Annotated in this window: 22 protein-coding genes; 5 read left to right on the forward strand and 17 right to left on the reverse strand. The window is 70.0% G+C overall.

The window, feature by feature from the left end; all coding sequences use genetic code 11:
* Nucleotides 1-13: 13 nt before the first annotated feature.
* Nucleotides 14-208, reverse strand: a complete 195-nt coding sequence (locus AC07F0_RS31805) for a hypothetical protein (RefSeq protein ID WP_030842840.1) — start codon at nt 206-208, stop codon at nt 14-16.
* Between the two features lie 177 nt (nt 209-385).
* On the opposite strand from AC07F0_RS31805, the gene AC07F0_RS31810 reads away from it, so the two are divergent.
* On the forward strand, nt 386-2,509 hold the full coding sequence (locus tag AC07F0_RS31810; protein WP_478983442.1) for a S9 family peptidase: 2,124 nt from the start codon (nt 386-388) through the stop codon (nt 2,507-2,509).
* 122 nt (nt 2,510-2,631) lie between these two features.
* Here AC07F0_RS31810 and AC07F0_RS31815 read toward each other — a convergent pair whose 3' ends face one another.
* From AC07F0_RS31815 to AC07F0_RS31855, 9 genes are all read right to left on the reverse strand, one after another.
* Nucleotides 2,632-3,042: a VOC family protein gene (locus AC07F0_RS31815; protein ID WP_478983443.1), complete on the reverse strand. Its 411-nt coding sequence runs from the start codon at nt 3,040-3,042 to the stop codon at nt 2,632-2,634.
* Between the two features lie 77 nt (nt 3,043-3,119).
* Nucleotides 3,120-4,268, reverse strand: coding sequence for an ABC transporter ATP-binding protein (locus AC07F0_RS31820; RefSeq protein ID WP_478983444.1), 1,149 nt, complete (start codon nt 4,266-4,268; stop codon nt 3,120-3,122).
* Nucleotides 4,261-5,319, reverse strand: a complete 1,059-nt coding sequence (locus AC07F0_RS31825; protein WP_467364432.1) for an ABC transporter ATP-binding protein — start codon at nt 5,317-5,319, stop codon at nt 4,261-4,263. Before AC07F0_RS31825 ends, AC07F0_RS31820 begins: the two co-directional genes overlap by 8 nt.
* An 11-nt stretch (nt 5,320-5,330) precedes the next feature.
* The gene (locus tag AC07F0_RS31830; RefSeq protein WP_478983445.1) at nt 5,331-6,299 is read right to left on the reverse strand and encodes an ABC transporter permease; all 969 of its coding nucleotides are present in this window, start codon (nt 6,297-6,299) and stop codon (nt 5,331-5,333) included.
* Nucleotides 6,292-7,218, reverse strand: coding sequence for an ABC transporter permease (locus tag AC07F0_RS31835; RefSeq protein ID WP_086561509.1), 927 nt, complete (start codon nt 7,216-7,218; stop codon nt 6,292-6,294). The genes AC07F0_RS31830 and AC07F0_RS31835 overlap by 8 nt, the downstream gene beginning before the upstream one ends.
* 142 nt (nt 7,219-7,360) lie before the next feature.
* Nucleotides 7,361-9,001: a peptide ABC transporter substrate-binding protein gene (locus AC07F0_RS31840; protein ID WP_478983446.1), complete on the reverse strand. Its 1,641-nt coding sequence runs from the start codon at nt 8,999-9,001 to the stop codon at nt 7,361-7,363.
* Between the two features lie 613 nt (nt 9,002-9,614).
* On the reverse strand, nt 9,615-11,522 hold the full coding sequence (typA, locus tag AC07F0_RS31845) for a translational GTPase TypA (protein ID WP_436728597.1): 1,908 nt from the start codon (nt 11,520-11,522) through the stop codon (nt 9,615-9,617).
* Nucleotides 11,523-11,757: 235 nt separating this feature from the next.
* Nucleotides 11,758-11,928, reverse strand: a complete 171-nt coding sequence (locus AC07F0_RS31850) for a hypothetical protein (RefSeq protein WP_478983447.1) — start codon at nt 11,926-11,928, stop codon at nt 11,758-11,760.
* Between the two features lie 167 nt (nt 11,929-12,095).
* Nucleotides 12,096-14,249 (reverse strand): ABC transporter family substrate-binding protein, encoded by a 2,154-nt coding sequence (locus tag AC07F0_RS31855; RefSeq protein ID WP_478983448.1) that lies wholly within the window; start codon nt 14,247-14,249, stop codon nt 12,096-12,098.
* A 288-nt stretch (nt 14,250-14,537) separates the two neighbouring features.
* Here AC07F0_RS31855 and AC07F0_RS31860 point away from each other — a divergent pair, with 288 nt between their 5' ends.
* The 4 genes from AC07F0_RS31860 to AC07F0_RS31875 are packed head-to-tail and all read left to right on the forward strand — an operon-like array spanning nt 14,538 to nt 18,449.
* Nucleotides 14,538-14,828: a hypothetical protein gene (locus AC07F0_RS31860; RefSeq protein WP_190049518.1), complete on the forward strand. Its 291-nt coding sequence runs from the start codon at nt 14,538-14,540 to the stop codon at nt 14,826-14,828.
* A 54-nt stretch (nt 14,829-14,882) separates the two neighbouring features.
* Complete coding sequence (locus AC07F0_RS31865; RefSeq protein ID WP_478983449.1) at nt 14,883-15,719, forward strand: hypothetical protein; 837 nt, start codon at nt 14,883-14,885, stop codon at nt 15,717-15,719.
* Between the two features lie 16 nt (nt 15,720-15,735).
* Nucleotides 15,736-17,676, forward strand: coding sequence for a fumarate reductase/succinate dehydrogenase flavoprotein subunit (locus tag AC07F0_RS31870; protein WP_478983450.1), 1,941 nt, complete (start codon nt 15,736-15,738; stop codon nt 17,674-17,676).
* Nucleotides 17,673-18,449: a succinate dehydrogenase/fumarate reductase iron-sulfur subunit gene (locus tag AC07F0_RS31875; RefSeq protein WP_478983451.1), complete on the forward strand. Its 777-nt coding sequence runs from the start codon at nt 17,673-17,675 to the stop codon at nt 18,447-18,449. Before AC07F0_RS31870 ends, AC07F0_RS31875 begins: the two co-directional genes overlap by 4 nt.
* On the opposite strand, the gene AC07F0_RS31880 is transcribed toward AC07F0_RS31875, so the two are convergent.
* The 7 genes from AC07F0_RS31880 to AC07F0_RS31910 all read right to left on the reverse strand — a co-directional run bounded on the left by AC07F0_RS31880 (nt 18,424) and on the right by AC07F0_RS31910 (nt 25,856).
* The gene (locus tag AC07F0_RS31880) at nt 18,424-19,419 is read right to left on the reverse strand and encodes a phosphotransferase family protein (RefSeq protein ID WP_478983452.1); all 996 of its coding nucleotides are present in this window, start codon (nt 19,417-19,419) and stop codon (nt 18,424-18,426) included. The genes AC07F0_RS31875 and AC07F0_RS31880 overlap by 26 nt on opposite strands.
* The gene (locus tag AC07F0_RS31885) at nt 19,416-20,525 is read right to left on the reverse strand and encodes a glycosyl hydrolase family 18 protein (RefSeq protein WP_478983453.1); all 1,110 of its coding nucleotides are present in this window, start codon (nt 20,523-20,525) and stop codon (nt 19,416-19,418) included. The genes AC07F0_RS31880 and AC07F0_RS31885 overlap by 4 nt, the downstream gene beginning before the upstream one ends.
* A gap of 68 nt (nt 20,526-20,593) precedes the next feature.
* Nucleotides 20,594-23,230: a SpoIIE family protein phosphatase gene (locus AC07F0_RS31890; RefSeq protein ID WP_478983454.1), complete on the reverse strand. Its 2,637-nt coding sequence runs from the start codon at nt 23,228-23,230 to the stop codon at nt 20,594-20,596.
* A 252-nt stretch (nt 23,231-23,482) separates the two neighbouring features.
* Nucleotides 23,483-23,914 carry an ATP-binding protein gene (locus AC07F0_RS31895; protein WP_478983455.1) on the reverse strand — a complete coding sequence of 144 codons (432 nt, stop codon included), beginning with the start codon at nt 23,912-23,914 and terminating at the stop codon, nt 23,483-23,485.
* A 156-nt stretch (nt 23,915-24,070) separates the two neighbouring features.
* Entirely contained in the window at nt 24,071-24,511 is a 441-nt protein-coding gene (locus AC07F0_RS31900; RefSeq protein ID WP_478983456.1) for a (deoxy)nucleoside triphosphate pyrophosphohydrolase, read from the reverse strand.
* Between the two features lie 55 nt (nt 24,512-24,566).
* The gene (locus AC07F0_RS31905) at nt 24,567-24,761 is read right to left on the reverse strand and encodes an SPOR domain-containing protein (protein WP_436728587.1); all 195 of its coding nucleotides are present in this window, start codon (nt 24,759-24,761) and stop codon (nt 24,567-24,569) included.
* A 342-nt stretch (nt 24,762-25,103) separates the two neighbouring features.
* Nucleotides 25,104-25,856: a GntR family transcriptional regulator gene (locus AC07F0_RS31910; protein ID WP_478983457.1), complete on the reverse strand. Its 753-nt coding sequence runs from the start codon at nt 25,854-25,856 to the stop codon at nt 25,104-25,106.
* Between the last annotated feature and the right edge of the window lie 121 nt (nt 25,857-25,977).

A 25,977-nucleotide genomic window follows, 5' to 3' on the forward strand; every position in this document is an offset into this window, starting at 1 on the left:
CGAGGTCACGCGGTCAGAACTTGATGCTGCCGATCATGCCCGCGATGTTGGTCGTCAGCTCGTTGATCGTGGGAGCGACGGTCGAGGAGGCGAGATAGAAGCCGAGCAGCATGCAGACGATCGCATGCCCCGCCTTCAGTCCCGACTTCTTGATCAGCAGGAAGACGATGATCGCCAGCAGCACCACCGCCGAAATCGAGAGTGCCACGGCGGCTCACCTCCAAAGATCCACGAGGGCGCGGGGGGTCGGACTATGGGGGCATCAAATCCGTACAGCAGCCAGCAGGTTCATACCCACTATGCGACATTGATCATAACTATCCGTCCGTGCGCATCGATCGGCGCACGGCCGCACAAGGGGGCGCATGGCCAATATGGTCAGGGCATGACGACCGAGCCTGACTCCTTCCCCCGGCGGCACGCCCGTACCCAGCGCTTCACGCTCGGCGCGCCGCGTTCGTTCACTGTGGCGCCCGACGGTTCACGTGTCGTGTTCCTGCGCTCCGGTTCCGGTACGGACCGGGCGAACTCACTGTGGGTCCTCGACACGGAGGAGGGCGGGGAGCGCGTGGCCGCCGACCCCCGCGCCCTGCTGGGCGGGGCCTCGGAGGACCTCTCACCCGAGGAGCGCGCCCGGCGTGAGCGCAGCCGGGAGGGCGGCGCCGGCATCGTAGGATACGCCACCGACACGGCCGTCGAGTTGGCCTCTTTCGCCTTGTCAGGGCGGCTTTTCGCGGCCGAGCTGCGGGCCGGGACGGCGCGTGAACTGCCCACGCCCGGGCCGGTGATCGACCCGCGTCCGTCGCCCGACGGGCGGTATGTCGCCTACGTCGCGCAGGGTGCGCTGCGCGTCGTGGGCGCGGAGGGGGACGGCGACCGGGCGCTCGCCGAGCCGGAGTCGGAAAATGTCTCATATGGACTGGCCGAGTTCATCGCGGCCGAGGAGATGGGGCGGTCGCGCGGCTTCTGGTGGGCGCCGGAGTCGGACCGGCTGCTCGTGGCGCGCGCGGACGACACGCCGGTGGACCGGTGGTGGATCTCCGACCCGGCGCATCCGGAACGAGAGCCGCAGCGGGTGGCGTATCCGGCGGCGGGCACCGGCAACGCGGACGTACGGCTGTTCGTGATCGGCCTGGACGGGGCGCGCACGGAGGTCGCCTGGGACCGGGCGCGGTACCCGTATCTGGCACGTGTGCACTGGTCAGCGGCGGGCGCGCCGCTGCTGCTCGTCCAGGCGCGCGACCAGCGCAGCCAGGTGATCCTCGCGGTGGATCCGGAGTCGGGCGCGACCCGGATGGTGCACGCCGACGAAGATCGGATTTGGCTTGATCTTTTCCCCGGGGTGCCGTGCTGGAGTCCGGCCGGGCGGCTGGTGCGGATCGCGGACGAGGGCGGTGCGCGGCTGCTGGCGGTCGGGGACCGGCCGCTCACGGGGGCGCAGCTGCATGTGCGGGCCGTGCTGGACGTCTCCGACGACGACGTGCTGATCTCGGCGTCGGCGGGCGAGGAGGCCGCCGAGGCGGAGACCGGCCAGGTGCATGTGTACCGGGTGAGCGAGCTGGGAGTGGAGCGGGTGTCGCGGGAGCCGGGCGTGCACTCGGCGGTGCGGGCCGGGGACGTGACGGTTCTGGTCTCCGCGGCGCTGGATCGGCCAGGTGCGCGGGTGCAGGTACTGCGCGACGGGAAACCGACGGTTGTTGTCCCTTCGTACGCAGAAGACCCCGCTATGTCCCCCCGCGTGACGCTCACCGAGGGGGGCGCACGTCGCATCCCGTGCGCCGTGCTTATGCCTCGGGACTACGCCGGTGACACCCCCCTGCCGGTGCTCATGGACCCGTACGGCGGGCCGCACGGGCAGCGGGTCCTCGCGGCCCACAACCCGCACCTGACCTCACAGTGGTTCGCGGACCAGGGATTCGCGGTGGTCGTCGCGGACGGCCGGGGCACCCCGGGCCGCTCCCCCGCCTGGGAGAAGGGGATCCACCAGGACTTCACGCTCTCCCTGGACGACCAGGTGGAGGCCCTGGAGGACCTGGCGAAGAGGTATCCGCTGGACCTGTCCCGGGTGGCGATCCGCGGCTGGTCCTTCGGCGGCTGGCTGGCGGGCCTCGCGGTGCTGCGCCGGCCGGACGTCTTCCACGCGGGGATCGCGGGGGCGCCGGTGACGGACTGGCACCTGTACGACACGCACTACACGGAGCGCTACCTGGGGGACCCGGCCGAGCAGCCGGACGCGTACGCGCGCAGCTCCCTCGTCACGGCGGACGGCCTGTCCTCCCCCGCCGAGCCGCACCGCCCGCTGATGATCGTGCACGGCCTCGCCGACGACAACGTGGTCGTCGCCCACGCCCTGCGCCTGTCCTCGGCCCTCCTGGCCGCCGGCCGCCCGCACGAGGTGCTGCCGCTGTCCGGGGTCACCCACATCACCCCCCAGGAACAGGTCGCGGAGAACCTGCTCCTGCTCCAGGTCGACTTCCTGAAGCGGTCCCTGGGCATCACCGGCACCTGAACACGGCAACGGGCCGGGGCGACATGGCGCGCCCCGGCCCGTTTACGGCACCCGCACGGCCGTACGCTGTCCAGCCTGACGCGTCCGTATATCGGAACCGGGTCGGCGAAGTTGCCTGCGTGTTAACGCAGTTCGCGGGGGTTTACGGGCACTTCGGCAGCGACCAGCTCGACCTCGAACCCGTCGCTGTTGGTGAGGTAGGCGGCGTAGTGCCCGGAGCCTCCGGCGTGCGGGTAGCGGTCGGCGAAAAGAGGCTCCCAGCCGTGTGCCGGGGCGTCCCGAGCCAGCGCGTCGACGTCCGCCGGCGTCCCGGCATGGAAGGCCAGGTGGTTGAGGCCCGGCCTCGTGCGGTCGTGCTCGGCGGCACTCATCGCCGGTGACTGCTCGACGACGAGGTACGTCGGACCGAGCCGCCAACTGCGGCCGCGCTCCCACTCCTGATACGGGTCGTAGCCGAGCCTGCCGAGGAGCCAGCCCCATGCGCGGGTCGCCCGGGGAAGGTCGGGAACCCAGAGTTCGATGTGATGCAGCAATCCAGATCCTCGAGCACCGGTTCCCGGCGCCTTCGACGAGAAGGGCCGGGAACCGGAAGGGATGCCATACCGGGCCGTCAGGCCGCGTGGACCACGTCCTTCTCCTCGGCGAAGTGGCAGGCCGACTCGTGGGCCGCCGGGGTGTCCTCGCCCTTGAAACGCTCGGGGATGGCCAGGAGAGGGGTCTCCTGGGCGCACTTGTCCTGGGCCTTCCAGCAGCGGGTGCGGAAGCGGCAGCCCGAGGGCGGGTTGGCCGGGGACGGGACGTCGCCGGTGAGGATGATGCGTTCGCGGCCCTCGCGGGACTCCGGGTCGGGGACCGGGACCGCGGAGAGCAGGGCCTGCGTGTAGGGGTGGGTCGGGTGGTCGTAGATCTCCGTGTCCGTACCGATCTCGGCCATCTTGCCCAGGTACATCACACCCACCCGGTCCGAGATGTGCCGGACGATCGACAGGTCGTGCGCGATGAAGAGGTAGGACAGGTTGAACTCGTCCTGGAGCTTCTCCATCAGGTTGATGACCTGCGCCTGGACGGACACGTCCAGCGCGGAGACCGGCTCGTCGCAGATGATGATCTCGGGGTTGAGCGCCAGGCCGCGGGCGATGCCGATGCGCTGGCGCTGACCGCCCGAGAACTGGTGCGGGTAGCGGTTGATGTACTCGGGGTTGAGGCCGACCACGTCCAGCAGGTCCTGGACCTTGCGGCGGCGGTCGCCCTTCGGCGCCACCTCCGGGTGGATCTCGAAGGTCTCCCCGATGATGTCGCCCACCGTCATACGGGGGTTGAGCGACGTGTACGGGTCCTGGAAGACCATCTGGATGTTGCGGCGGACCGCCTTCAGGGCGCGCCCGGACAGCTTGGTGATGTCCTGGCCCTTGTAGAAGATCTCGCCCGCGCTCGCCTTCTCCAGCATCATCAGCAGCTTGGCGACCGTGGACTTGCCACAGCCGGACTCGCCCACGATGCCGAGCGTCTCACCCTGGTAGAGGTCGAAGGAGACCCCGTCCACGGCCTTGACCGCGCCGATCTGACGCTTGAACAGGATCCCCTGGGTCAGCGGGAAGTGCTTGACCAGGTTGCGGACCTGCAGGATGGGCTCACCGCGCTCGACCGGCGCTTCGATCGCCGCGACGGCCTCCTCGTCGGTGGCCGCGTCGACCGTCTCCACCTCGGTGACGTTGGGGGTGGCGTCCATGGACTCGCCCTTCTTGTCCTGCTCAGCCATGGATCGTCTCCTTCCAGAAGTGGCACGCGCTGCCGCGGCCGACCAGCTCGCCGCCGTCCCGCTCGGTGACCGGGTGCAGCGGCGGGACGTCCGTACGGCAGATGTCCTGCGCCTGCGGGCACCGCGGGTTGAAGGCACAACCGGACGGGATACGCGTCAGGTTGGGCGGCAGACCCTTGATGGCGTACAGGTCCTGGCCCTTCTGGTCCAGGCGCGGGATCGACTCGAGCAGACCCTTGGTGTAGGGGTGCGCGGGCCGCTTGTACAGCTCGTGGACGGGCGCGGTCTCCACGATCCGGCCCGCGTACATCACCGCGATCTTGTCGGCGACGTCGGCGACGACGCCGAGGTCATGGGTGATCAGGATCAGGCCCATGTTGTACTCGCGCTGCAGGTCCGAGAGCAGGTCCATGACCTGGGCCTGGACCGTCACGTCGAGGGCCGTGGTGGGCTCGTCGGCGATGATCAGGTCCGGCTCCAGGGCGAGCGCCATCGCGATCATGATGCGCTGGCGCATACCGCCGGAGAACTGGTGCGGATAGTCGCCGACGCGTTCCTTCGCGGCCGGGATCTTCACGCGGTCCATCAGCTCGATGGCCTTGGCCTTGGCGTCCTTCTTGCTCAGGCCCTGGTGGACGCGGAACATCTCGCCGAGCTGGTAGCCGACGGACAGCACCGGGTTCAGCGCGGACAGCGCGTCCTGGAAGATCATCGCGATCTTCCTGCCCCGGATCTTGCGCCGGGCGTCGCCCGACATGGTGAGCATGTCCTCGCCCCGGTACAGGATCTGGCCCTGCGGGATCCGCCCGGGCGGCATGTCGAGGATGCCCATGATCGCCTGGGCGGTCACGGACTTGCCGGAGCCGGACTCGCCGAGCACGGCGAGCGTCTCGCCGGAGCTCACGGTGTAGTTGACGCCGTTGACGGCCTTGGCCACACCGTCACGGGTGTGGAACTCGACGTGCAGGTCGCGCACTTCGAGCAGGGGAACATCGCCCTCGGCCGCGCCTCGCGGCTCGGGCACGTTCCTGGTCTTGTCGATGGTGGTCACGTACGCCCTCCTCAGCGCAGCTTCGGGTCAAGGGCGTCGCGGACCGCGTCGCCGAGCATGATGAACGCGAAGACCGTGAGGCTGAGCATGCCCGCCGGGAACAGCAGCGTGTGCGGGTTGTCCCGGATCACCTTGCTGCCCTCGGAGATGTCGATGCCCCACGAGATCGTCGGGTCGCTGAGGCCGAGGCCGAGGAACGACAGCGTCGCCTCGGCCGAGATGTAACCGCCGAGGGCGATCGTGGCCACGACGATGGTCGGCGCGACGGCGTTCGGCATCACGTGGCGGAACAGGATCCGCGTGGTGCCGGCGCCCAGCGCCCGGGCCGCCGTCACGTAGTCGGCCTGCTTGGCCGTGATGACGGAGCTGCGCGTGACGCGGGCGATCGAGGTCCAGCCCAGGAAGGCCAGGGCCAGGATGACCACGTACACCTTGCGCTCGGTGAAGGCGTTCAGGACGACCATGGTGCCGAGCAGGAACGGCAGGCCGAAGAAGATGTCGACGATCCGGGAGATCACCGAGTCGATCCAGCCGCCGAAGTAGCCCGCCAGCATGCCGAGCAGACCGCCGAGCAGCGTGACGGCCACGGTGACGCACACGCCGACGAGGATCGAGGCGCGGGTGCCGTGGATGACGCGGGCGTAGATGGAGCGGCCCTGCTGGTCGTAGCCGAACCAGTCGGGCTGGAAGAAGTGGCTCAGCTCCGGCTTGCCCAGGTAGTGGTGGACCAGGTCGCCGTCGCGCGGGTCGACGCTGGTGAACATGCCGGGGAACGCGGCGATCACGAGCAGCAGGACCAGCAGCACCGAGGAGATCCAGAACATGGGCCGGTGCCGCAGGTCGTACCAGGCGTCGCCCCACAGGGAGCGGGGCTTCTCGGTCTTCTGCGCGCTCTGCTTGCCGGCCCTGTCGACGGCAGGCGGGGCCACGGCGTCCACGGTCGCGGCGTCGGTGGTCTGGGCCTTGGTCACGTCAGGCATACCGGATCCTCGGGTCCAGGACCGCGTACAGCAGGTCGATGAGCAGGTTGATCAGGAGGATGACGAGGACGAGCACCGTCACCACACCCGTGACCGTCGAGCCCTCGCTCGTCTGGATCGCCCTGTAGAGGAGGTTGCCGACACCCTGGATGTTGAAGATGCCCTCGGTGATGACCGCGCCGCCGATGAAGCCGCCGACGTCGGTGCCGACGAAGGTGACGACCGGGATCAGCGAATTGCGCAGCAGGTGGACACCGATGATGCGGCGCCGGGGCAGGCCCTTGGCGAGCGCGGTGCGCATGTAGTCGGCCCGCAGGTTCTCGGCGAACGTCGTCCGGGTCAGCCGGGCCACGTAGGCCATGGACAGCATGGCCAGGACGAACGCCGGCAGGAACAACTGCGAGTAGTCCGTGGAGTCCTGGACGTTGGGCGGCAGCCAGCCGAGTTCGTCGGCGAAGATGAACCGGGCGATGAAGCCCAGCACGAACACGGGGATGGAGATCACCGTCAGGGTGAAGACCAGCACGCCCGTGTCGGCGGCCTTACCGGCCCGCAGACCGGCCCACGCGCCGAGGCCCACACCGATGATGATCTCGATGGTGATGGCCAGCAGCGTCAGGCGCAGGGTCACCGGGAAGGCGTCGGCCATCAGGTCGGCGACCGGGCGCCCCGCGAGGTTGCTGCCGAAGTCTCCCTTGAGGAGATTCAGCATGTAGTGGAAGTACTGCTCGAGGACGGGCTTGTCGAAGCCGTACTCGCGCTTGATCTGCGCGATCTGTGCGGGATCGGGAGCCTTGTCCCCGTAGATGGCCCGGACCGGGTCGCCCGGCAGGATGTGGACCATCAAGAAGATCAACAGAGTTGTCCCGATGAAGATCGGGATCATCTGGAGCAGTCGCCTGGCGGCGTAGCGCCCCATCTTGCGCCTCCATGCCGTGAGGGGTCGGCGAGGCCTGCGCACTCATCTACCGCAGGTGAGGGGGTGAGGTGGAGGCCTGTGCCTACGGGCCGGTGCCGCTCCCCTTTTTTGGGAGGGGCGGCACCGGCCTGCGGTCGTCTTGTTACTTCTGCTTGACCTGGATGGTGTCGAAGATCGGGTCACCGTCCTGGCCGTACTCGATCTTGCCCAGGATGTTCTTGGACTGACCGCTGTTGACCTTGTAGAACCAGAGCGGGATCGCCGGCATGTCCTTGGCGAGGAGCTGCTCCGCCTGCTGGTACAGCTTCACGGTCTCGTCGATCGAGCTGGCCTTGTCCGCCTCGGAGCTCAGCTTGTCGAACTCCTTGTTGGAGTAGCCGCTGGTGTTGCCGGCCGCCGTGGAGCCGTACAGGTCGCGCATGAAGTTCGAGTTGACCGGGTAGTCGAGCACCCAGCCACCGCGGTACATGGACTTGACCTCGTGCTTGTCACGGGTGTCCAGGTCGGCCTGGAAGGTCGGCTTCGGGTCGCCGGTGCACTCCACGCCGACGGACTTGCGGATCGAGTTGCAGACCGCGTCGACCCAGGGCTTGTGGTCCTGGTCGGCGTTGTACTGGATCTGGATCTTGTTGCCCGGGACGCCGCCGCCGTCCTTGATGAGCTTCTTGGCCTGGGCCGGGTCGAACTTGACGATGTCGCCGAGCGCGCCCTTCTTGTAGCCGAGGACGCCCGGGGCGACGTAGGAGTCGGCCGGGGTACGCGTGCCCTGGAGGACGGTCTTGGTGATCGTCTGGCGGTCGATCGCCATGGACAGACCCTGGATGACCTTGGGGTCGATGTCCTTGAACTGCTTGGTGTAGAACGCCGGGACGATCGACTGGACGGCCGAGTACGGCTGGTCGATGGCGCGGTCGCCGAGGTCCGTCTTGTAGTTCGTCAGCGCGGTGGTCGGGACCTGCTCGATCCAGTCCACGTTGTCGGAGCGCAGGTCCGAGTACGCGGCGTCGGCGGTCGTGTAGTTCTTGAAGTCGATACCGCCGTTCTTGGCGACGTTCGGGCCCTTGTAGTCCGCGAACTTGCGGACCTTGATGAGCTTGTTGTGCTCCCAGGAGACGAACTTGTACGGGCCGTTGCCGATCGGCTTCTCGCCGAACGCCTTCGGGTCCTTGAAGAAGGCCTCGGGCAGCGGCGCCCACACGTCGTAGCCCAGCTTGTACGCGAAGTACGAGACCGGCTGCGTCAGCTTGATGGTGAAGGTGTTGTCGTCGACGACCTTCAGGCCCGACATCTTGTCGCTCTTCGGGGCACCCTTCTCCGGGTGCACGTCCTCGAAGCCCACGATGTCGGAGAACCAGCTGGAGTTGGTCTGGTTGTTCTTGATGTTGGCCGACCAGTTCCACGAGTCCACGTAGGACTTGGCGGTGACCGGGGTGCCGTCGTGGAACTTCCAGCCCGGCTTGAGCTTGACGGTCCACTCGGACGAGTCGTCGTTCGGCGTGACGGACTCGGCGTTGACGTACTCGAGCTTGCCGGTGCCGGGCTCGTAGTCGACCAGGCCGGCGAAGATCGTGCGCAGCACGCGGCTGCCCTGGCTCTCCTTGGCGTTGGCCGGCTGCAGCGGGTTCTGAGGCTCGCTCAGCTGCGCAGTGACGATGCCGTTCGGGTCGGCCTTCCCCTTGTTCATGTCGTCGCCGGCACTGTCGTCGCCGCCGCCGCAGGCGGTGGCGGCCAGGGCGACGACTATCGCCCCCGCGACCCACTTGGCGCTCTTGGCACCGCGCATGGGTTCCTCCTATGAAGTCATTGGTTCACCGCAAAGGGAGCACAGACAGACCACCGCCACCGCCCGTCGCCGGTGCCGGAAATCGTCAGGTGCCCCCGCGCTCGTGAGTCGGCGCCGCCTCCAGCGAGTGACCCGTTCATCCGAGCTCTACGCGCCTAACTATCTGCCATGCGCCAGGAGCGAACCACACTCTCGAGGTCTCGGTTCGATCACAGCTCGCGCCTACTTCTTCCAAAATCCGGACAAAGGGTTTGGTGAAAGATCCCTGCGAAACGGACTTGTTACACATCTATCGGTGGCACGTGTCCGCATTCCGGACGCGAGAATGAGATAAACCGCTTGCGGCTGCGGTGGCTGCCGTGCAGGCTGCCAACCGTGGCTGCCGCTCGCTCAAGTGGCCATCGCCGCAAGGCCGTTGTACAGGCCTGTGCGCGGGCAGAGCGCGGCACTTCCGCAGCAGGGTAGTGCGAACAGGGCGCGCCGGACGGCCGTCCCCGGCAAATCGAGGGTTTTCCCTACCCTTCCCTTCGCTTTCCCTCCGCTTTACGACGGCACCGACGACACCGGGCACCCCGCCTAGCGCGGGGTGCCCGGTGTCGTCGAACGGCAGGCGTCAGCCGTGCTTGGCGCGGCTCGCGGCGCGGGCGCGCTCGCGGGCGTCCAGGTTCACCTTGCGGATGCGCACGGCCTCCGGGGTGACCTCGACGCACTCGTCGTCGCGGCAGAACTCCAGGGACTGCTCCAGCGACAGCTTGCGCGGCGGGACGATCGACTCGGTCACATCGGCCGTGGACGACCGCATGTTGGTGAGCTTCTTCTCCTTGGTGATGTTGACGTCCATGTCGTCGGCGCGGGAGTTCTCGCCGACGATCATGCCCTCGTACACCTCGGTGCCAGGCTCCACGAACAGCACGCCGCGCTCCTGGAGGTTGGTCATCGCGAAGGCGGTGACCGCACCGGCGCGGTCGGCGACCAGGGAGCCGTTGCTACGGGTCTGGAGGGTGCCGAACCAGGGCTCGAAGCCCTCGTGGATGGAGTGGCCGATGCCCGTGCCGCGGGTCTGGGTCAGGAACTCGGTCCGGAAGCCGATGAGGCCGCGCGAGGGTACGACGAACTCCATGCGGACCCAGCCGGAGCCGTGGTTGGACATGTTGTCCATGCGGCCCTTGCGGACGCCCATCAGCTGCGTGACGGCGCCCATGTGCTCCTCGGGGACGTCGATCGTCATGCGCTCGACCGGCTCGTAGACCTTGCCGTCGATCTCCTTGGTGACGACCTGCGGCTTGCCGATGGTCAGCTCGAAGCCCTCACGGCGCATCGTCTCGACCAGGATGGCCAGCGCCAGCTCACCACGGCCCTGCACCTCCCAGGCGTCCGGCCGCTCGGTGTCCAGCACCCGGAGGCTGACGTTACCGATCAGCTCGCGGTCGAGGCGGTCCTTGACCTGGCGGGCGGTGACCTTGCGGTCCTTGACGGCCGCCTTGTTGTCGGCGCCCTTGCCGGTGGCGCCGCGGCCGACCAGCGGGGAGGTGTTGGTGCCGATGACCATGGAGATCGCCGGCTCGTCGACCGTGATGAGCGGCAGCGCGACCGGGTTCTCCGGGTCGGCCAGGGTCTCGCCGATCATGATGTCCGGGATACCGGCCACGGCGCAGATGTCACCGGGGCCGGCCATCTCCGCCGGCTTGCGGGTGAGCGCCTCGGTCATCATCAGCTCGGAGATGCGGACGCTGCTGACGGACCCGTCGCGCTTCATCCACGCGACCGTCTGGCCCTTGCGCAGCTCACCCTGCTCGACGCGGAGCAGCGCGATACGGCCGAGGAAGTTGTCGGCGTCCAGGTTGGTGACGTGGGCCTGGAGCGGGGCGGCCTCGTCGTAGGTCGGGGCCGGGATGTGCTCCAGGATCGTGGAGAAGAACGGCTCCAGGCTGGTGGAGTCGGCCGGGACCGTGCCGTTCTCCGGCTTGGTGAGCGAGGCGATGCCGTCGCGGCCGCAGGCGTAGACGATCGGGAACTCGATCTGCTCCTCGTCGGCGTCCAGGTCGAGGAAGAGGTCGTAGGTCTCGTTGACGACCTCGTCGATCCGGGAGTCCGGGCGGTCCGTCTTGTTGATGCACAGGATGACGGGCAGCCGCTGCTGGAGCGCCTTGCGCAGCACGAAGCGGGTCTGCGGGAGCGGGCCCTCGGAGGCGTCCACGAGCAGGACGACACCGTCCACCATCGACAGACCACGCTCCACCTCGCCGCCGAAGTCGGCGTGGCCGGGGGTGTCGATGATGTTGATGGTGATGACGTCCCCCCCGTCCTTCGGGTGGTACTTCACCGCCGTGTTCTTGGCCAGGATCGTGATGCCCTTCTCACGCTCCAGGTCGTTCGAGTCCATCATGCGGTCGTCGACCGAGTCGAGCTGGTGCGCGGCGAAGGCGCCGGCCTGCTTCAGCATGCCGTCGACGATGGTGGTCTTGCCGTGGTCGACGTGGGCGACGATGGCGACGTTGCGGATGTCGTGGCGCGTGGCCATAAGAAGGCGTACTCCCGGAGTGTGAGGAATGCCCTGCGCGTACGTCGGTGGTGCGCGGGCCCTGCCGGGCTCAACATGCCACGGCCTCACCCCATGGTACGGGTCCGCGGGTGCGGGGGTGAGCCGGGATGCATCGGTGCAGGTCAGCTCCTGTTTCGAGGTACTCGGCGTCAGCGCCCGGCCCCGCTGGGGCTGCCGCCCCCAGATCCCCGCCCCGGCCTGCACGGCCTCGTCCTCAAGGGCTCCGGCGCCCGCGCCGAGCCGCTCCGGCTCGCCAGACCCCGGTCAGCCGGTCCCGCGTGGCGACGTGCGACCAGGTGAAGGTGCCGTTCGCACAGGCCTTCACCGCGGCCCTGTCGGGCGTACGGCCCTGGTCAGCCTCGTCGTCGCCCTGTCCCCCGAACATGCCGTCAACCCTGTCACCAGGATCCGGTGATCAACCCTGCCGTGCAGGTCAGCCGTACCGTGCCGCGCATCCGCCGGCTCCTCTTCCCCCGTGCGCCAACGCCCGCGCCCGCACCGTGATCGCTGCTGGGCTCATGGTGCGGGCGCCGGGGCGGGACGGCAAGGGAGCTACGCGACAGGTGACCCCTTCGCCGACGGCCCCGCCGCCGGCTTCGCGCCCTTCTTCAGGAAGCCCATGTCCTCGTAGACCGGCGTGCCGAAGCCGAACGCTCCGGTGTTCACGAGGGTCTTGCGGGCCGCGATGAGCTGGGGGCGCTGGTAGAGGGGGATGGAGCCGGCCGCCGCCCAGATGCGGGAGTCGGCCTTGCGGAGCAGGGAGCGGGACTTGCTCTCGTCGAGGGTGGACACGGCCTCGTCGAAGAGCTGGTCGACCTGGTCGGTGCCGACGCGGGTGTAGTTCTGCTCGACGTTCAGGGAGCCGTCGGCGGCCGGGACGGGCTTGGCGTAGACGGGGCGGGCGTCGGTGGCGGGGAAGGCGGTGGCCGGCCAGGAGTACAGGGCGAGGTCGTACTGGCCGGACGCGATGTGGTCCCTGAAGTAGGACTCGTCGGAGACCTTGGAGATGTCCGTGCCGATGCCGACGCGCTGAAGCATGCGGGAGATGCGGTCGGCGACCGTGCGCAGTGTCTGGGAGCCGGGTCCGGAGGGGAGCACGAAGCGGAGCGTGAGGGGCTTGCCGTTCTTGGCGAGCGGCGCGGCCTCGCGGTTCGCCGGGGCGGCGGTGCCCTTGGGGGCGTACGCGCCGGGGGCGCCGCCCCGGGCCGGGTGCTTGTACTGCTTGCCGTCGGGGGCGAGGTGGTCGGCGGGGTCCTGTCCGCCGTGCGCCTTGTTGTCCTCGCCGACGGCCTTCTCGCCCTCCGCGCCGGCCGCCTTCTCCTCTTCCTTCTCCTTCTTCTTCTGCTCCTTGAGGGGGCCGCCGCGCACCCACCCGGCATCCGCGAGCAGGGCCTGGGCCTCCTTGGTGTCCTGGCCGCCGAGGGCGCCGCTGTTGTCGGCGTAGTGGGCCTGGCCGGACAGGGCCAGGTGGCTGCCGACCGGGACGGCGGGCAGGCCCAGGGGCTTCAGGACGGTCTCGGCCAGTTCCCTGCGGTCGAGGGCGCGGGCGACGGCCCTGCGGACGCGCTCGTCGGCGAGCGGGCCCTCGGCGCCGTTCAGGGCGAGCTGGGTGAAGGCCGGCTCCAGGGACTTGCGCACCTCGAAGCCGCGCAGGGCCTGCTGCTGCCGGGCGTACTTGGCGGCCGCCTTGCGCGGCTTCTTGCGGTCGACGGTCTCCTCGTCCGCGGCCTTCTCGTCGGAGCCCTTGGCGACGGCCCGGGAGCGCGGGGCGTCCGCGGTGGACCGGTCGGCGCCGGGGCCCATCAGCGGGCTGCTGGAGCTCTGGGGGCGGGCGGCGACGGTGATGCGGCGGGCCGCGGAGGGGTCGATCTCGGCCACGTCGAGGGTGCCGGCGGCCAGCTCCGCGGCCCGCTTGTCGCGCGGCACGGTGCGCAGCACGATCTCGGAGAGCTTGGCGGGCTCGCCCCACCAGCGCGGGTTGCGGGCGAGGGTGATCTCGTCGTCCTTGCGGTCGACCTTCTTCACCGTGAAGGGACCGGCGGTCACCTTGAGCTTCTTGCGGGCCCCGTCGTTGAAGGAGTCCGGGGTGCCCATGACGTCCTTGGGGTACAGCGGCGAGAACAGCGACCGCCAGTCGGCGTAGGGGCGGCTGAAGGTGACCCTGACCTCCAGGGCGTCGTCCCCGCGCTCGATCTTCTGGATGCGGTCGTAGCCGGCGTTGCGGGCGGTCCAGTAGGCGGTGTCCTTGCCGGACAGGGCGCGCCACTGGGCGGCGAAGTCGGCAGCGCCGATCTCCCGGCCGTCGCTCCAGACGGCCTGCTGGTTCAGCTTGTACAGGACGACCTGCTTGGGCTCGGTCTCGACGACCTCGGCGGACTCCAGGTAGGCGGGGTTGCGCTCCGGGCGGCCGTCGGCGTTCATCCGGAACATCGACGGCAGGACGGCCTGGGCGACGCGGAGGGTGGTGGCGTCGGCGTCCGACTGGAAGGTGTTCAGGGTGTCGGGCACGGAGTCCACTGCCCAGCGCAGGGTGCCGCCGTCGGCGATCCGGTCGCGGCCCGCGGGCTGGATGTCCGGTGCGGCGAGCGGCTTGCCCGCCGGGTCCTCGGAGCCGCATCCGGTGAGCGCGGGCACCGCGAGCACACCCGCGGTGAGGAAGGCGACCGAGCGCGTGACCGCACGCGGGCCGACGCCGTGCTGGGACATCTGTGCTACCTCCGGGAAGCCGCGGGCGTTATGATCACTTTTGGCGGTATTTGGAGTTCATCTGATGTATGCGGCCACTGAAGAGGAAAGGGTTCGGCAACACAGGGCGACACGGCGGTCACGGGCGGGAAGCCACCCGTGCGGCGCAACGCACCGCAGGGTGCACCCGCACGCCTCGGCCAATCGATGCACATCCCTTCACAGCACAAGGTGTGACGCGCAACACTCGCAGGCGCATGAGCGTTGCCGCCTTGGGCCTCGAAGGACCCGCGGAAGTGAGGGCAAGTCATGTCCGTTCACGACGAACTGACGTCAGTCCAGCGCAGCCTCGACGAGCTGTTCCGCTCGCTGGGACGCCTGGAGAAGCAGCTCGGTACCGGCGGCCTGGAGATGCGCCGCGTCCGTGCCGACGCCAACCACCTGCGCGAGAGCGTCGCCCTGCTGCGCGACGCCGCCGCCACACCGACCGCACCCAAGCGCCCCGACCTCGTCACCATCTCGGACGCGCCGTACGACCCGTCGCTGTGGGTCGACTCGGACGACGAGGGGCTCGGCGCCCGGGACCGGCGCGCTCCCTGACCGGGAGGGCGTCGAGCGACCGACACGTCCCCCGAACCCGACCGGAGTCGTCAAGTGGCCACTGGTACGGAACCTCCCGCCACAGAACCCCATCCCCGAAGCGGCGGCGTACGGGCGGGTACGCGCGCCGCGATCGACGCCCCGCACCTGCGCACCGACCGCTGGTGGCTGGCCCCGGCCGGCACGGTCGCCGGGCTGCTGGCCTTCATCGTCTACTCGACGTGGCGGGCCTTCGCCGACACCGACTACTACGCGGCGCCGTACGTCTCGCCCTTCTACTCGCCGTGCCTGGCGGAGCGCTGCGAGCCGATGAGGGCCGGGCCGAACTGGGAGATCTTCGGCAGCTGGTGGGGGATCTCGCCCGCGATCATCATCCTGATCTTCCCGCTCGGCTTCCGTCTGACCTGCTACTACTACCGCAAGGCCTACTACCGGGGCTTCTGGGCGTCCCCGCCGGCCTGCGCGGTGGCCGAGCCGCACCAGAAGTACACGGGTGAGACCCGCTTCCCGCTGGTGCTGCAGAACATCCACCGGTACTTCTTCTACGCCGCGATCGTCGTCGCCGGGATCCTCACCTACGACACCGTGCTCGCCTTCCGCGACGAGCACTACGCATGGGGTCACATGGGCCTCGGCACGCTCGTGTTCCTGGTCAACATCGTGCTGATCTGGGCGTACACGATCTCCTGCCACTCGTGCCGGCACATCGTCGGCGGCAAGCTCAAGCACTTCTCCAAGCATCCCGTGCGCTACCGGATGTGGCAGTGGGCGGGCCGGCTCAACGCCCGGCACATGCAGCTCGCCTGGGCGTCGCTGGTGAGCGTGGCGCTCGCCGACTTCTACGTCTACCTGGTCGCGTCCGGCGCCTTCGACGATCCGCGGTTCTTCTGATGAGGGGTGCGTTCTGATGTCCGTGGTCGACCGGCAGGAGTGGGACGTCGTCGTGGTGGGGGCGGGCGGCGCCGGACTGCGCGCCGCCATCGAGGCCCGCGAGCGGGGCGCCCGTACGGCCGTGATCTGCAAGTCACTGTTCGGCAAGGCACACACGGTGATGGCCGAGGGCGGCATCGCGGCGGCGATGGCCAACGCCAACGAGAACGACAACTGGCGGGTCCACTTCCGCGACACCATGCGCGGCGGCAAGTTCCTCAACCAGTGGCGGATGGCCGAGCTGCACGCGCAGGAGGCGCCACAGCGGGTGTGGGAGCTGGAGACCTGGGGCGCGCTGTTCGACCGGACGAAGGACGGCCGGATCTCCCAGCGCAACTTCGGCGGTCACGAGTACCCGCGCCTCGCCCACGTCGGCGACCGCACGGGCCTGGAGCTGATCCGCACCCTCCAGCAGAAGATCGTCGCGCTCCAGCAGGAGGACTTCAAGGAGACCGGCGACTACGAGTCCCGGCTGAAGGTCTTCCAGGAGTGCACGGTCACCCGCGTCCTCAAGGAGGGCGGACGGGTGTCCGGCGTCTTCGGCTACGAGCGCGAGTCCGGCCGCTTCTTCGTCCTGGAGGCACCGGCTGTCGTGATCGCGACGGGCGGCATCGGCAAGTCCTTCAAGGTGACGTCGAACTCGTGGGAGTACACCGGCGACGGCCACGCGCTGGCGCTTCTCGCGGGCGCTCCCCTGCTGAACATGGAGTTCGTGCAGTTCCACCCGACGGGCATGGTCTGGCCACCGTCGGTGAAGGGCATCCTCGTCACCGAGTCGGTGCGCGGTGACGGCGGGGTGCTGCGCAACTCCGACGGCAAGCGGTTCATGTTCGACTACATCCCCGACGTCTTCAAGGACAAGTACGCCGAGACCGAGGACGAGGCCGACCGCTGGTACGACGACCCGGACCACAACCGGCGTCCCCCCGAGCTGCTCCCCCGCGACGAGGTCGCGCGGGCGATCAACAGCGAGGTGAAGGAGGGGCGCGGCTCGCCGCACGGGGGCGTCTTCCTCGACGTGTCGACCCGGATGCCCGCCGAGGTCATCAAGCGGCGGCTGCCGTCGATGTACCACCAGTTCAAGGAGCTGGCCGACGTCGACATCACGGCGGAGGCGATGGAGGTCGGGCCCACCTGTCACTACGTGATGGGCGGCATCGCGGTCGAGTCCGACACTGCGGCAGCCCGGGGGGTGCCCGGACTGTACGCGGCCGGTGAGGTGGCCGGCGGCATGCACGGCTCCAACCGGCTGGGCGGCAACTCCCTGTCGGACCTGCTGGTGTTCGGGCGCCGGGCGGGCTGGCACGCGGCCGAGTACGCGGCGGGGCTGGCCGGGGCGCGGCCCGTGGTGGACGACGGCCAGGTCGACGCCGCCGCCGCCGAGGCGCTGCGGCCCTTCTCCGCCGAGGCCGAGACCGAGGAGCCGAAGGGCGGCCCGCCGGAGAACCCCTACACCCTGCACCAGGAACTCCAGCAGACGATGAACGACCTGGTCGGCATCATCCGCCGCGAGGCGGAGATGAAGCAGGCCCTGGAGAAGCTGGGCGAGCTGCGGGCACGGGCCCGCCGGGCCGGCGTCGAGGGGCACCGGCAGTTCAACCCGGGCTGGCACCTCGCCCTGGACCTCAGGAACATGCTGCTGGTAAGCGAGTGCGTGGCGCGGGCCGCGCTGGAGCGCACCGAGTCGCGCGGCGGGCACACCCGCGAGGACCATCCGGGGATGGACCGCAAGTGGCGCCGGATCAACCTGCTGTGCGCGCTGACCGACCCGACGGGCGGGCTGGCGGCCACGGACCCGGTCCGCGGCCAGATCACCCTCACCCGGGAGACCACCGAACCCATCCGTGCCGACCTGCTCGCCCTCTTCGACAAGGAAGAGCTGGTCAAGTACCTCGCCGAAGAGGAGCTGTACGAATGAGCAGCTACACGGCCCACTTCAAGGTGTGGCGCGGTGACGTGGGAGGCGGCGGCCTGGAGGACTTCAAGGTCGAGGTCAACGACGGCGAGGTGGTGCTCGACATCATCCACCGCCTCCAGGCCACCCAGGCCCCCGATCTCGCGGTGCGCTGGAACTGCAAGGCGGGCAAGTGCGGTTCGTGCTCCGCCGAGATCAACGGCCGGCCGCGGCTGTTGTGCATGACGCGCATGTCGGTGTTCGACCGGGAGGAGACGATCACGGTGACGCCGCTGCGGGCGTTCCCGGTGATCCGCGATCTCGTCACGGACGTCGGCTTCAACTACACCAAGGCCAGGGAGATCCCGGCCTTCGTGCCGCCCGCGGACCTCGGTCCCGGCGAGTACCGGATGATGCAGGAGGACGTGGACCGTCCGCAGGAGTTCCGCAAGTGCATCGAGTGCTTCCTGTGCCAGGACACCTGCCATGTGGTGCGCGACCACGAGGAGAACAAGCAGGCCTTCGCGGGGCCGCGTTTCCTGATGCGGGTGGCGGAGCTGGACATGCACCCGCTGGACGCGGCGGCGGAATCCGGCCTGGACCGCAAGACCACCGCCCAGGACGAACACGGCCTGGGCTACTGCAACATCACCAAGTGCTGTACGGAGGTCTGCCCGGAGGGCATCAAGATCACGGACAATGCGCTGATCCCGCTGAAGGAACGGGCGATCGACCGCAAGTACGACCCTCTGGTGTGGCTGGGCTCGAAGATCAGGAGGCGTTCTTCAGCAGGCTGAGCGCCTGCCGGAGGTTGTGTTCCGCGATCTCCCGCATCCGCTCCGGGTGCGGGAAGTCGCCCTCGATGAGGGTCAGCGGGCCCGAGACCAGGCCGAGGTGCATCGACAGGCGGTAGAGGCGCATGCGTGCTTCGTCCAGGCCGGGGGCGCGCAGGGCGTCGTAGTGGGGACCGAAGCGGAGTTCGAGGAAGACGTGCTCGTGCTCCACGTCGAAGTACATCAGGCCCTCGATGTCGATGAGCGCCGGCTGCCCGTCGGGTGTGAGCAGGACGTGGTCCGGGCCCAGTTCGCCGTGCAGGAGGGTCTTGCGGTCGCGCGGCCGGACCTCGGCGGCCAGGGCGTGGATCGTGTCCTCCAGTCCCCGGCGTACCGCGGCGGCACGGGGTTCGCGCCGGGCCGCTTCCGCGAGGCAGCGCAGGGCGCCGTCGGTGATGCGCTGTTCGCAGGAGACGCCGTGGGAGGAACCGCCGTTGTCGACGACGGCGACCTTCCCGAAGCGCGGTCCGGTGTGGGCGTGCAGCGTGGCGAGGAGTTCCGCCATCCGGTCCATGAGCCGAGGTGCCTCGCGCGGGTCCCGGGCCAGGGCGTCCTCCAGGCTGCCGCCGGTCAGGTCCTCCACGACGGCCGCGTCGGCCGGGAGGTGGGTGTGCGTGGCGTCGGCGTACATCAGGCGTGGGGTGCGGACGCCGGAGGCGGCCAGGCGGTCGTGGGCCGCCGTGAACAGGTCGAGGCCGGTGCCGTGGGAGAAGACGTCCCGGGGGTCGGGGTCGGGCTGGTCCCAGTAGTCCTCGTCGGCCGACCACACGTAGGCGACGGCCGTGGAGTCGTCGTCGAGGATGAGGCGGTAGACGCCCTTCTTGGTGCCGCCACGCAGGCGTTCCACACCGGTGAGGGTGCGGCCGGGGCCCAGGGCTGCGCGGGTGAGGGGGGCGAGGTCGGCGCGGGTGAGGGGCCTTCGGGTCTTGGTCACCGCACCCAGTCTTCCTTGTACGCACGCCAGTCCGCCTCGGTCGCGGCGAAGTCGATGTACAGCGCCACGCCGAAGCGGGACCGGTCGGCGTCCGTGCGGGACAGGCCGAGGCGGACGCCCCGGACTGCGGCGGGCACGGTTTCGGCGTGGCCCCAGTGGTCGAAGTTGCTCTCCCAGTAGAAGGGCAGGCCCATCAGCAGGTCGGTCGAGGGCGGGGTGACCTCCAGGGCGAGGGAGGTCTGCTGGGCCACGTAGCCGCCGTAGATGCTCTCCAGCGGCTGCGCGGTGTCGTACGACATGACGGCGATCTGGTCGACGCGGCGGGCGACCTGGCCGAAGAACTCCTGGGACCACCACTTGGGGTGGTCGGTGAACGTCCCGGCCACGGAGTGGAGGGCGGGGAGCGGGTCGATCTGATGGGAGGCGACGGAGAGGAGGGCGTCCCGGGAGCGGGTCTCGCGGCGGAGGGCGTCGAGGAGGGTGAGGTAGTCGCGGTCGCCGGAGTGCAGGGGCTCCAGGTCGAGGTGGATGCCGTCGTAGCCGGTGTCCAGCACCTGGCGGGCGGAGCGGACGACGGCGGCTCGGGTGTCCGCGTTCGCCAGGCGCATGCCGTCGGGGCCCTCGGTGGCCAGGACGTCGCCCAGGAAGGCCTGGACGCGGACGCCGGGGATCTTCTCGTGTACGGCGTCGATGAACCAACGCGCCTTCGGATACACGGACCTGGGCAGTGTGCCGTCGTGTTCCAGCGGGCCCGAGTGGACGTACAGGTCGCGGATGCCGGTGCCTTGCAGGCGGCGGGCCAGGGCGGTGACGTCGGCGTCCTTCTTGCGGCCGTCGACCCAGGCGTGGCCGAGCCAGAGGGCGTCGCGGTTCCGGGTGTGAGTGCCTTGTGCGGGGTCGCCCTGGTAGTTGATGTACAGGGCTGTCTCGGCGGTCAGGAAGGGGAGGAACAGGGCCAGGAGCAGGGCGAGCGTCGTGCGTCTGCCCCAGCGGCGGCGCCGCCTGTTTCCTTCCCTGTCGGGTGCGGGAGCCCCCGGTGGCGGTTCCTCCCCGTCGGCGGCTGCCGCTGCGGCTTCGTCCGAGGTCGTGCCCTCCACGCGGTCCATGCGGTCTCCCCCCGGTGGTGCGGTCGGTGTTGCCGGGGAGGACGATCCGTACCGGTGTTCGGTTGCGATCAGAACAGGCTCAGCAGTGCCTCCGCCGGGTCCGTCAGGCTCGTTTCGCCACCCGGCAGGGGCAGTTCGAACCACACCGTCTTGCCCCGGGGCGTGCGGCGGGAGCCCCACGCGGCGCTGAGGAGGCCGACCAGCTGGAGGCCCCGTCCGCCCTCGTCCGTGTCACGGGCGCGGCGGCGGCGGGGCTGGACCAGGCCGGAGTCCCAGACCTCGCAGACCAGCGTGCGGTCCAGCAGCAGACGCAGCCGGATCTCGCCCTCGCCGTAGCGCAGGGCGTTGGTGACGAGTTCGCTGACCAGGAGTTCCGTGGTGTCGACCAGGGGTTCCATGTCCCAGCTGAGCAGCTGGGCGCGCGCGTACTCGCGGGCCCGGCCCACGCTGCGCGGCTCACGCGGCAGGGTCCAGTCGCCGACGGACTCGGTGGGCAGGCCCTGTACACGTGCCATCAGCAGCGCGATGTCGTCCTCGCCGTGATGGGTGTCGAGGGTGTTGAGGACGTGGTCGCACACGTCCTCCAGGGGCTGGGTGGGGTCGGAGAGGGTGCTGACGAAGGCCTGGAGTCCCTCGTCGAGGGGGTGATCGCGGCTTTCGACCAGTCCATCCGTGTAGAGCGCGAGGAGGGCGCCCTCGGGGAGTTCGACCTCGACCTCCTCGAAGGGCTCGCCGCCGACGCCCAGCGGCAGGCCCGGCGGCACGTCGAGCATCAGGGCCGGCTCGCCCGGTTCGACCAGGACGGGCGGCAGATGGCCCGCGTTGGCGAAGGTGCAGCGCCGGGTGACGGAGTCGTAGACGGCGTAGACGCAGGTGGCGAGGTACACCTCCGACAGGTCCGCCTCCCGGGGGCGGCGGGCCGCCCGGGTCGCCTGCTGCACTCCGCCCGGGGCGCCGAGACCGCGGGCGATCTCGTCCAACTGGGAGAGCACCTCGGCCGGTTCGAGGTCGAGCTGGGCCAGGGTGCGTACGGCCGTGCGGAGTTCGCCCATGGCGACGGCGGCGCGCAGGCCGCGGCCCATGACGTCGCCGACGACCAGCGCGGTGCGGTGCCCGGGGAGTTCGATGACGTCGAACCAGTCGCCGCCCACCTCGCTGGGCCGGCCGGTGTTGGCGTTGCCGGGCAGATAGCGGCAGGCGATGTCCAGGCCGGAGGCCTCCGGGTCGCCGGGCGGGAGCAGGGACCGCTGCAGTATCAACGCGCGTTGGTGCTCGCGCCGGTAGAGGCGGGCGTTGTCGATGCAGACGGCGGCTCGCGCGGCGAGTTCGACGGCCAGGTCCCGGTCGCGGTCGCCGAACGGCTCGCTGCCCTTCGTACGGGCGAACTGCACGAGCCCGACGACGGTGTCGTGGGCGACCATGGGCACGGCGAGCGTGGACTGCACGAGTCCGCCGTCCTCGCCGGGGACGGTCTGCGGGCGGGCCGTGCGCAGGGCGTCCGCACAGGGCGAGTTGAACGGGTAGTGGTGGACGGCGCCGACCGCGACGGGTACCCCGGTGCCGGTGAAGGGCGCGTCGGAGACGGCACTGGCGAAGGCCACGCGGCGCAGTTCGGCGCTTCCGTCGGCGAGCCCGGGCGGCGTCTCGTCGCCGACCAGCAGGCCCTGGTAGAGGTCGACGGTGGCCAGGTCGCAGAAGCCGGGGACGACGACGTCGAGGAGCTGACGGGCCGTGGTCTCCAGGTCGAGGGAGTTGCCGATGCGGGCGCCGGCCTCGTTCAGCAGGGCGAGGTTGCGGCGGGCGGCGGCGGCCTCGCGGGCGGCGGCGCGGCGCGAGGTGATGTCCGTGCCGAGCCAGGCGACGCCGATGGGCCGGCCCGAACCGCTGTGCACGCGATAGAGGTTGACGGACCAGTGGCGGCGCTCGTCGGAGCCCGGCACGAAGCCCGTGACGTGCATGTCCGTGATGGAGTTGCCGGTTTCCAGGACGCGGCGCAGCGTGGCGGCGACCCGCTCGGCCTCGCCGCGCTGGAGGTAGTCGTGGACGCCCTTGCCGCGGTGGTCGTCGGGTCCGCCGCCGAAGACGGACGCGAACCGGTGGTTGGCGCGGCGGACCCGCAGGTCGGAGTCGATCAGCAGGAAACCGAACGGGGATTGACCGAAAATGGCCTGCGAGGCGGCGAGGTCGGTCTCGATGCTGCGCAGGGTGCGGACATCGACGACGATGCAGACGGCGGCCTTCTCGCCGTCCTCGGTGCGCGTCGGCATGACGTACACCTCGGCGAGCCCCTCGCGCCCGCACTCCCCCTCGGCGTCCTTGGGCATCCGGAACGGCACCACGCCGGTCCACTCGCGGCCGTCGAGGATCTCGGCCATCTTGCGCATGCCCCGCTCGCGCAGGCTCGGGTCGATGAACGTCTCGATGGGGTCCATGCCGACGGCGCGTTCGGCGGGGATGCCGAAGAGGTGCTCGGCGCGCAGGCTCCACTGGTCGACGAGGCCGTCGGGGCCGATGGAGAAGGACGCGACCTTGATGTAGTCGTAGATGGAACCGGGGGGACTGCTCTGCCACATGGCGTCCCCGGGCTGCACCCAGTCGGCCGCGAGCGCACCTCCCACCGCGGAAGCCAGGCCGTCCGCGGCCATCGCCCTCGCGCCCTCCGACGGGTCCTCGGACTCCGTGGCCTTCGCTGGTATCTCGCTCACGCGAACCGTCCCCTCCAGCTCACCGCGTCCGGCACCGGTCACCGGGGGCGGCTGCCCGCAGTATCCAGCACTACGGTGCCGCACAACACGGTGTTCACGATCACAGCACGGTCCCGATGGTTTTCGGTCCGGACCGTGACAACACTTCCAGTCTTCTAACCAGGGGACACGTCGTCGAATCCCGTCCGTCGGCAACCGCCACTGGCCTGAACCATTCGCTCGACAGCGGCCGGGCGGACGTACACCGATTTTTCACTCCGGAACGGCGAGTTCGAACCACACGGTCTTGCCCACACTGCCGGGCCGGGTGCCCCAGCGGCGGCAGGAGGAGGCCACGAGTTGGAGCCCGCGGCCGCTCTCGTCCTCGGGCCTCGCGGCGCGCTCGCGGGGCGGGTCCGGAAGCGGGTCGGAGACCTCCACCAGGAGGACGCCGTTCAGTTCGGCGGGGCGGACCAGGCGGACGCCGATGGGGCCCGTGGCGTGCCGCAGGGCGTTGGTGACCAACTCGCTGACCAACAGCGCCGTGAGGTCGGCGAGGCTGTCGAGGCCCCAGCCGAGGAGCCGGCCGCGGACGGCCTGGCGTGCGGTGCGCACGGCGCCCGGTTCCGCGGGAAACGTCCACTCGGCGCGGTCACCTTCGGTGTCGATCACGCCGATCACTTCCCCGGCAGCGGGCCCACCCATGTCCTGTTTCATGGGGTTAATGGGCACATACCCGATATCCGGGTCGGGGTACCGCACGGGGCGGCACACCGTGGCACGAAAGACATTCAGGGCGCGCGCACAGCGGTCTTCGGATCTCGCACGCCGTCGGTCGGCCTCGCACGCCCTCGGTCGCCCTCAGGCGCCGGGCACTTCTCCGGTACGGGGGCCGCCGCCGAGAGGCCCCAGATGAGCGAGTGTCTGCCGCAGCGCGGGCACGTCCTGGTCGAGCCAGTCCACGTCCCAGATCTCGTCGGGGCCGAGCCAGCGCAGCGCGTCGTGGTCCTGGAGGGGCTCGGGGGCGGCGGAGCCGGGCCGCAGTCGCGCGGTCCACACCTGCAGCACGTACGGCGACTTCAGCGGCCACTCCCCCGGGACGCGCCCGCCGGCCTCGGCGTCGACGCCGAGTTCCTCGCGCAACTCCCGCACGAGCGCCGCGTCGGCCGTCTCCCCCGGCTCGACCTTGCCGCCGGGCAACTCCCAGCGCCCGGCCAACTCGACGGGCGCGCTGCGCCGGGCGGCCAGCAGGCGCCCGCCGTCGACCAGCGCGGCACCCACGACGACGATCCGCTCACTCATGCGGGGAGCCTACGTCTGCTCCGACCGCGATCCGATCCGAACGACAGGGCCCAGGTCAGTCCTGCGCCGCCCCCGACCCGTTCTGACCGAGCCGCTCGACCCAGTACAGCTGCCTGTGGCCGCGGCCGTCCAGGCTGTCCGCGATCTTCTGGGCCTCGGCCCGGGTCGCGTACCGGCCGACGCGGTAGCGGTTGCCGTTGTCGTCCTCGCGTATCACGAGCCAGGGAAGAGTGATCGTGCTGTCGTTCATCGCGCCCCTCCACTTCCCACTCGCGGCCTGTGCCGTGCCCCACCCGATAAGGAAACCGCAATGCGCATATGCCCGAGCCTACGCCTAACCTTCACGCAGCGAATACGGCTTTTCACAAAGAGGTACGCAACCGGCCAGAACACAGGGGGCGCACGACAACGAACGCGCCGTCCGCGTACCTCGACGCACCCGGCCGGAGGCATACCGCAGACGCCGCCGCCGGCCTGGGAGAACGAGGGCCGGCTCGGGGACACCGGCCGCTCCGGCCCGGGGACGGCCGGCGCGGTGATCGTGTGAGCGGGGCGCGCGGGGGGCGCGCCCCGGGACTGAAGTGAGCGTTCGCTACTTGACCGGAAGGTGGTAGGCGACCCGGTACCGATCGGCCGGGATGACCACGTCGGCCGTCTCGACCGGGCGGCCGGAGGCGTAGAACGTGCGCTGGACGACCAGGACCACATGGCCGGGGACGCCCCCGAGGACGAGCAGCTCCTCGGCGAGGCCGGGGCGGGCGCCCACCTCCTCGGTGACGTTGTCCACGATCACGTCGATCGCGCGCATGCGCTCGACGACCCCCATGCCGCCGAGCGGACCCTCCTCCGGCAGCATCACCGGCGTACGGCCCGTGAGGGCGAGGGGCTCCCAGGAGATGGAGAGCATCATCGCCTCGCCGCCCTCGCGGAAGAGGTACTTCGTGCACATCACGCGCTCGCCCGGCTCGATGCCCAGCCGCTCGGCGACCGCGACACTGGCCTCGGCCTGCTCACTGCTGGACTCCCAGGTGCCGCGCCCCTCGCCGTCGGCCTGCTCCTGTCGAAAGAGCGTGGCCCCGCCGGTCGGGCGGTATCCGGAGCGGGCGATGCGCCGGGGCACGGGCCGCTCGCGCACATACGTACCCGAGCCGGAGCGGCCCTCGACCAGGCCTTCCGCCATGAGCACCTTGCGGGCCTCCAGGGCGACGGTGTCCGAGACGCCGTACTCCTGGCGGATTCTGGCCTGGGAGGGGAGACGGGTGTGCGGTGGCAGCCGACCGTCGACGATCTTCTTACGGAGATCACCCGCGACGCGCAGATACGCCGGCTGCTCACCGAATGTCACTGGCCGCTCCCATCAGATTGTACAGACAGCAACAGCGTGGCAACCGTAGGTTGTGCGGTGCAAGCAGAGGCCAGAGAATCACTCGATGTGATGACATGGCGGCCCCGAGGGCTTTACGCAG

Source organism: Streptomyces sp. NPDC045955 (genome assembly GCF_056430805.1).

What these genes read in the sequence shown, in the direction of transcription:
- AC07F0_RS31810 (WP_478983442.1), top strand. Translation starts at nt 386, where the DNA reads ATGACGACCGAGCCTGACTCCTTCCCCCGGCGGCACGCCCGTACCCAG.
- AC07F0_RS31820 (WP_478983444.1), bottom strand. Translation starts at nt 4,268, where the DNA reads ATGGCTGAGCAGGACAAGAAGGGCGAGTCCATGGACGCCACCCCCAAC.
- AC07F0_RS31830 (WP_478983445.1), bottom strand. Translation starts at nt 6,299, where the DNA reads ATGCCTGACGTGACCAAGGCCCAGACCACCGACGCCGCGACCGTGGAC.
- AC07F0_RS31835 (WP_086561509.1), bottom strand. Translation starts at nt 7,218, where the DNA reads ATGGGGCGCTACGCCGCCAGGCGACTGCTCCAGATGATCCCGATCTTC.
- AC07F0_RS31840 (WP_478983446.1), bottom strand. Translation starts at nt 9,001, where the DNA reads ATGCGCGGTGCCAAGAGCGCCAAGTGGGTCGCGGGGGCGATAGTCGTC.
- typA (WP_436728597.1), bottom strand. Translation starts at nt 11,522, where the DNA reads ATGGCCACGCGCCACGACATCCGCAACGTCGCCATCGTCGCCCACGTC.
- AC07F0_RS31850 (WP_478983447.1), bottom strand. Translation starts at nt 11,928, where the DNA reads ATGTTCGGGGGACAGGGCGACGACGAGGCTGACCAGGGCCGTACGCCC.
- AC07F0_RS31855 (WP_478983448.1), bottom strand. Translation starts at nt 14,249, where the DNA reads ATGTCCCAGCACGGCGTCGGCCCGCGTGCGGTCACGCGCTCGGTCGCC.
- AC07F0_RS31860 (WP_190049518.1), top strand. Translation starts at nt 14,538, where the DNA reads ATGTCCGTTCACGACGAACTGACGTCAGTCCAGCGCAGCCTCGACGAG.
- AC07F0_RS31870 (WP_478983450.1), top strand. Translation starts at nt 15,736, where the DNA reads ATGTCCGTGGTCGACCGGCAGGAGTGGGACGTCGTCGTGGTGGGGGCG.
- AC07F0_RS31875 (WP_478983451.1), top strand. Translation starts at nt 17,673, where the DNA reads ATGAGCAGCTACACGGCCCACTTCAAGGTGTGGCGCGGTGACGTGGGA.
- AC07F0_RS31885 (WP_478983453.1), bottom strand. Translation starts at nt 20,525, where the DNA reads ATGGACCGCGTGGAGGGCACGACCTCGGACGAAGCCGCAGCGGCAGCC.
- AC07F0_RS31895 (WP_478983455.1), bottom strand. Translation starts at nt 23,914, where the DNA reads ATGGGTGGGCCCGCTGCCGGGGAAGTGATCGGCGTGATCGACACCGAA.
- AC07F0_RS31900 (WP_478983456.1), bottom strand. Translation starts at nt 24,511, where the DNA reads ATGAGTGAGCGGATCGTCGTCGTGGGTGCCGCGCTGGTCGACGGCGGG.
- AC07F0_RS31905 (WP_436728587.1), bottom strand. Translation starts at nt 24,761, where the DNA reads ATGAACGACAGCACGATCACTCTTCCCTGGCTCGTGATACGCGAGGAC.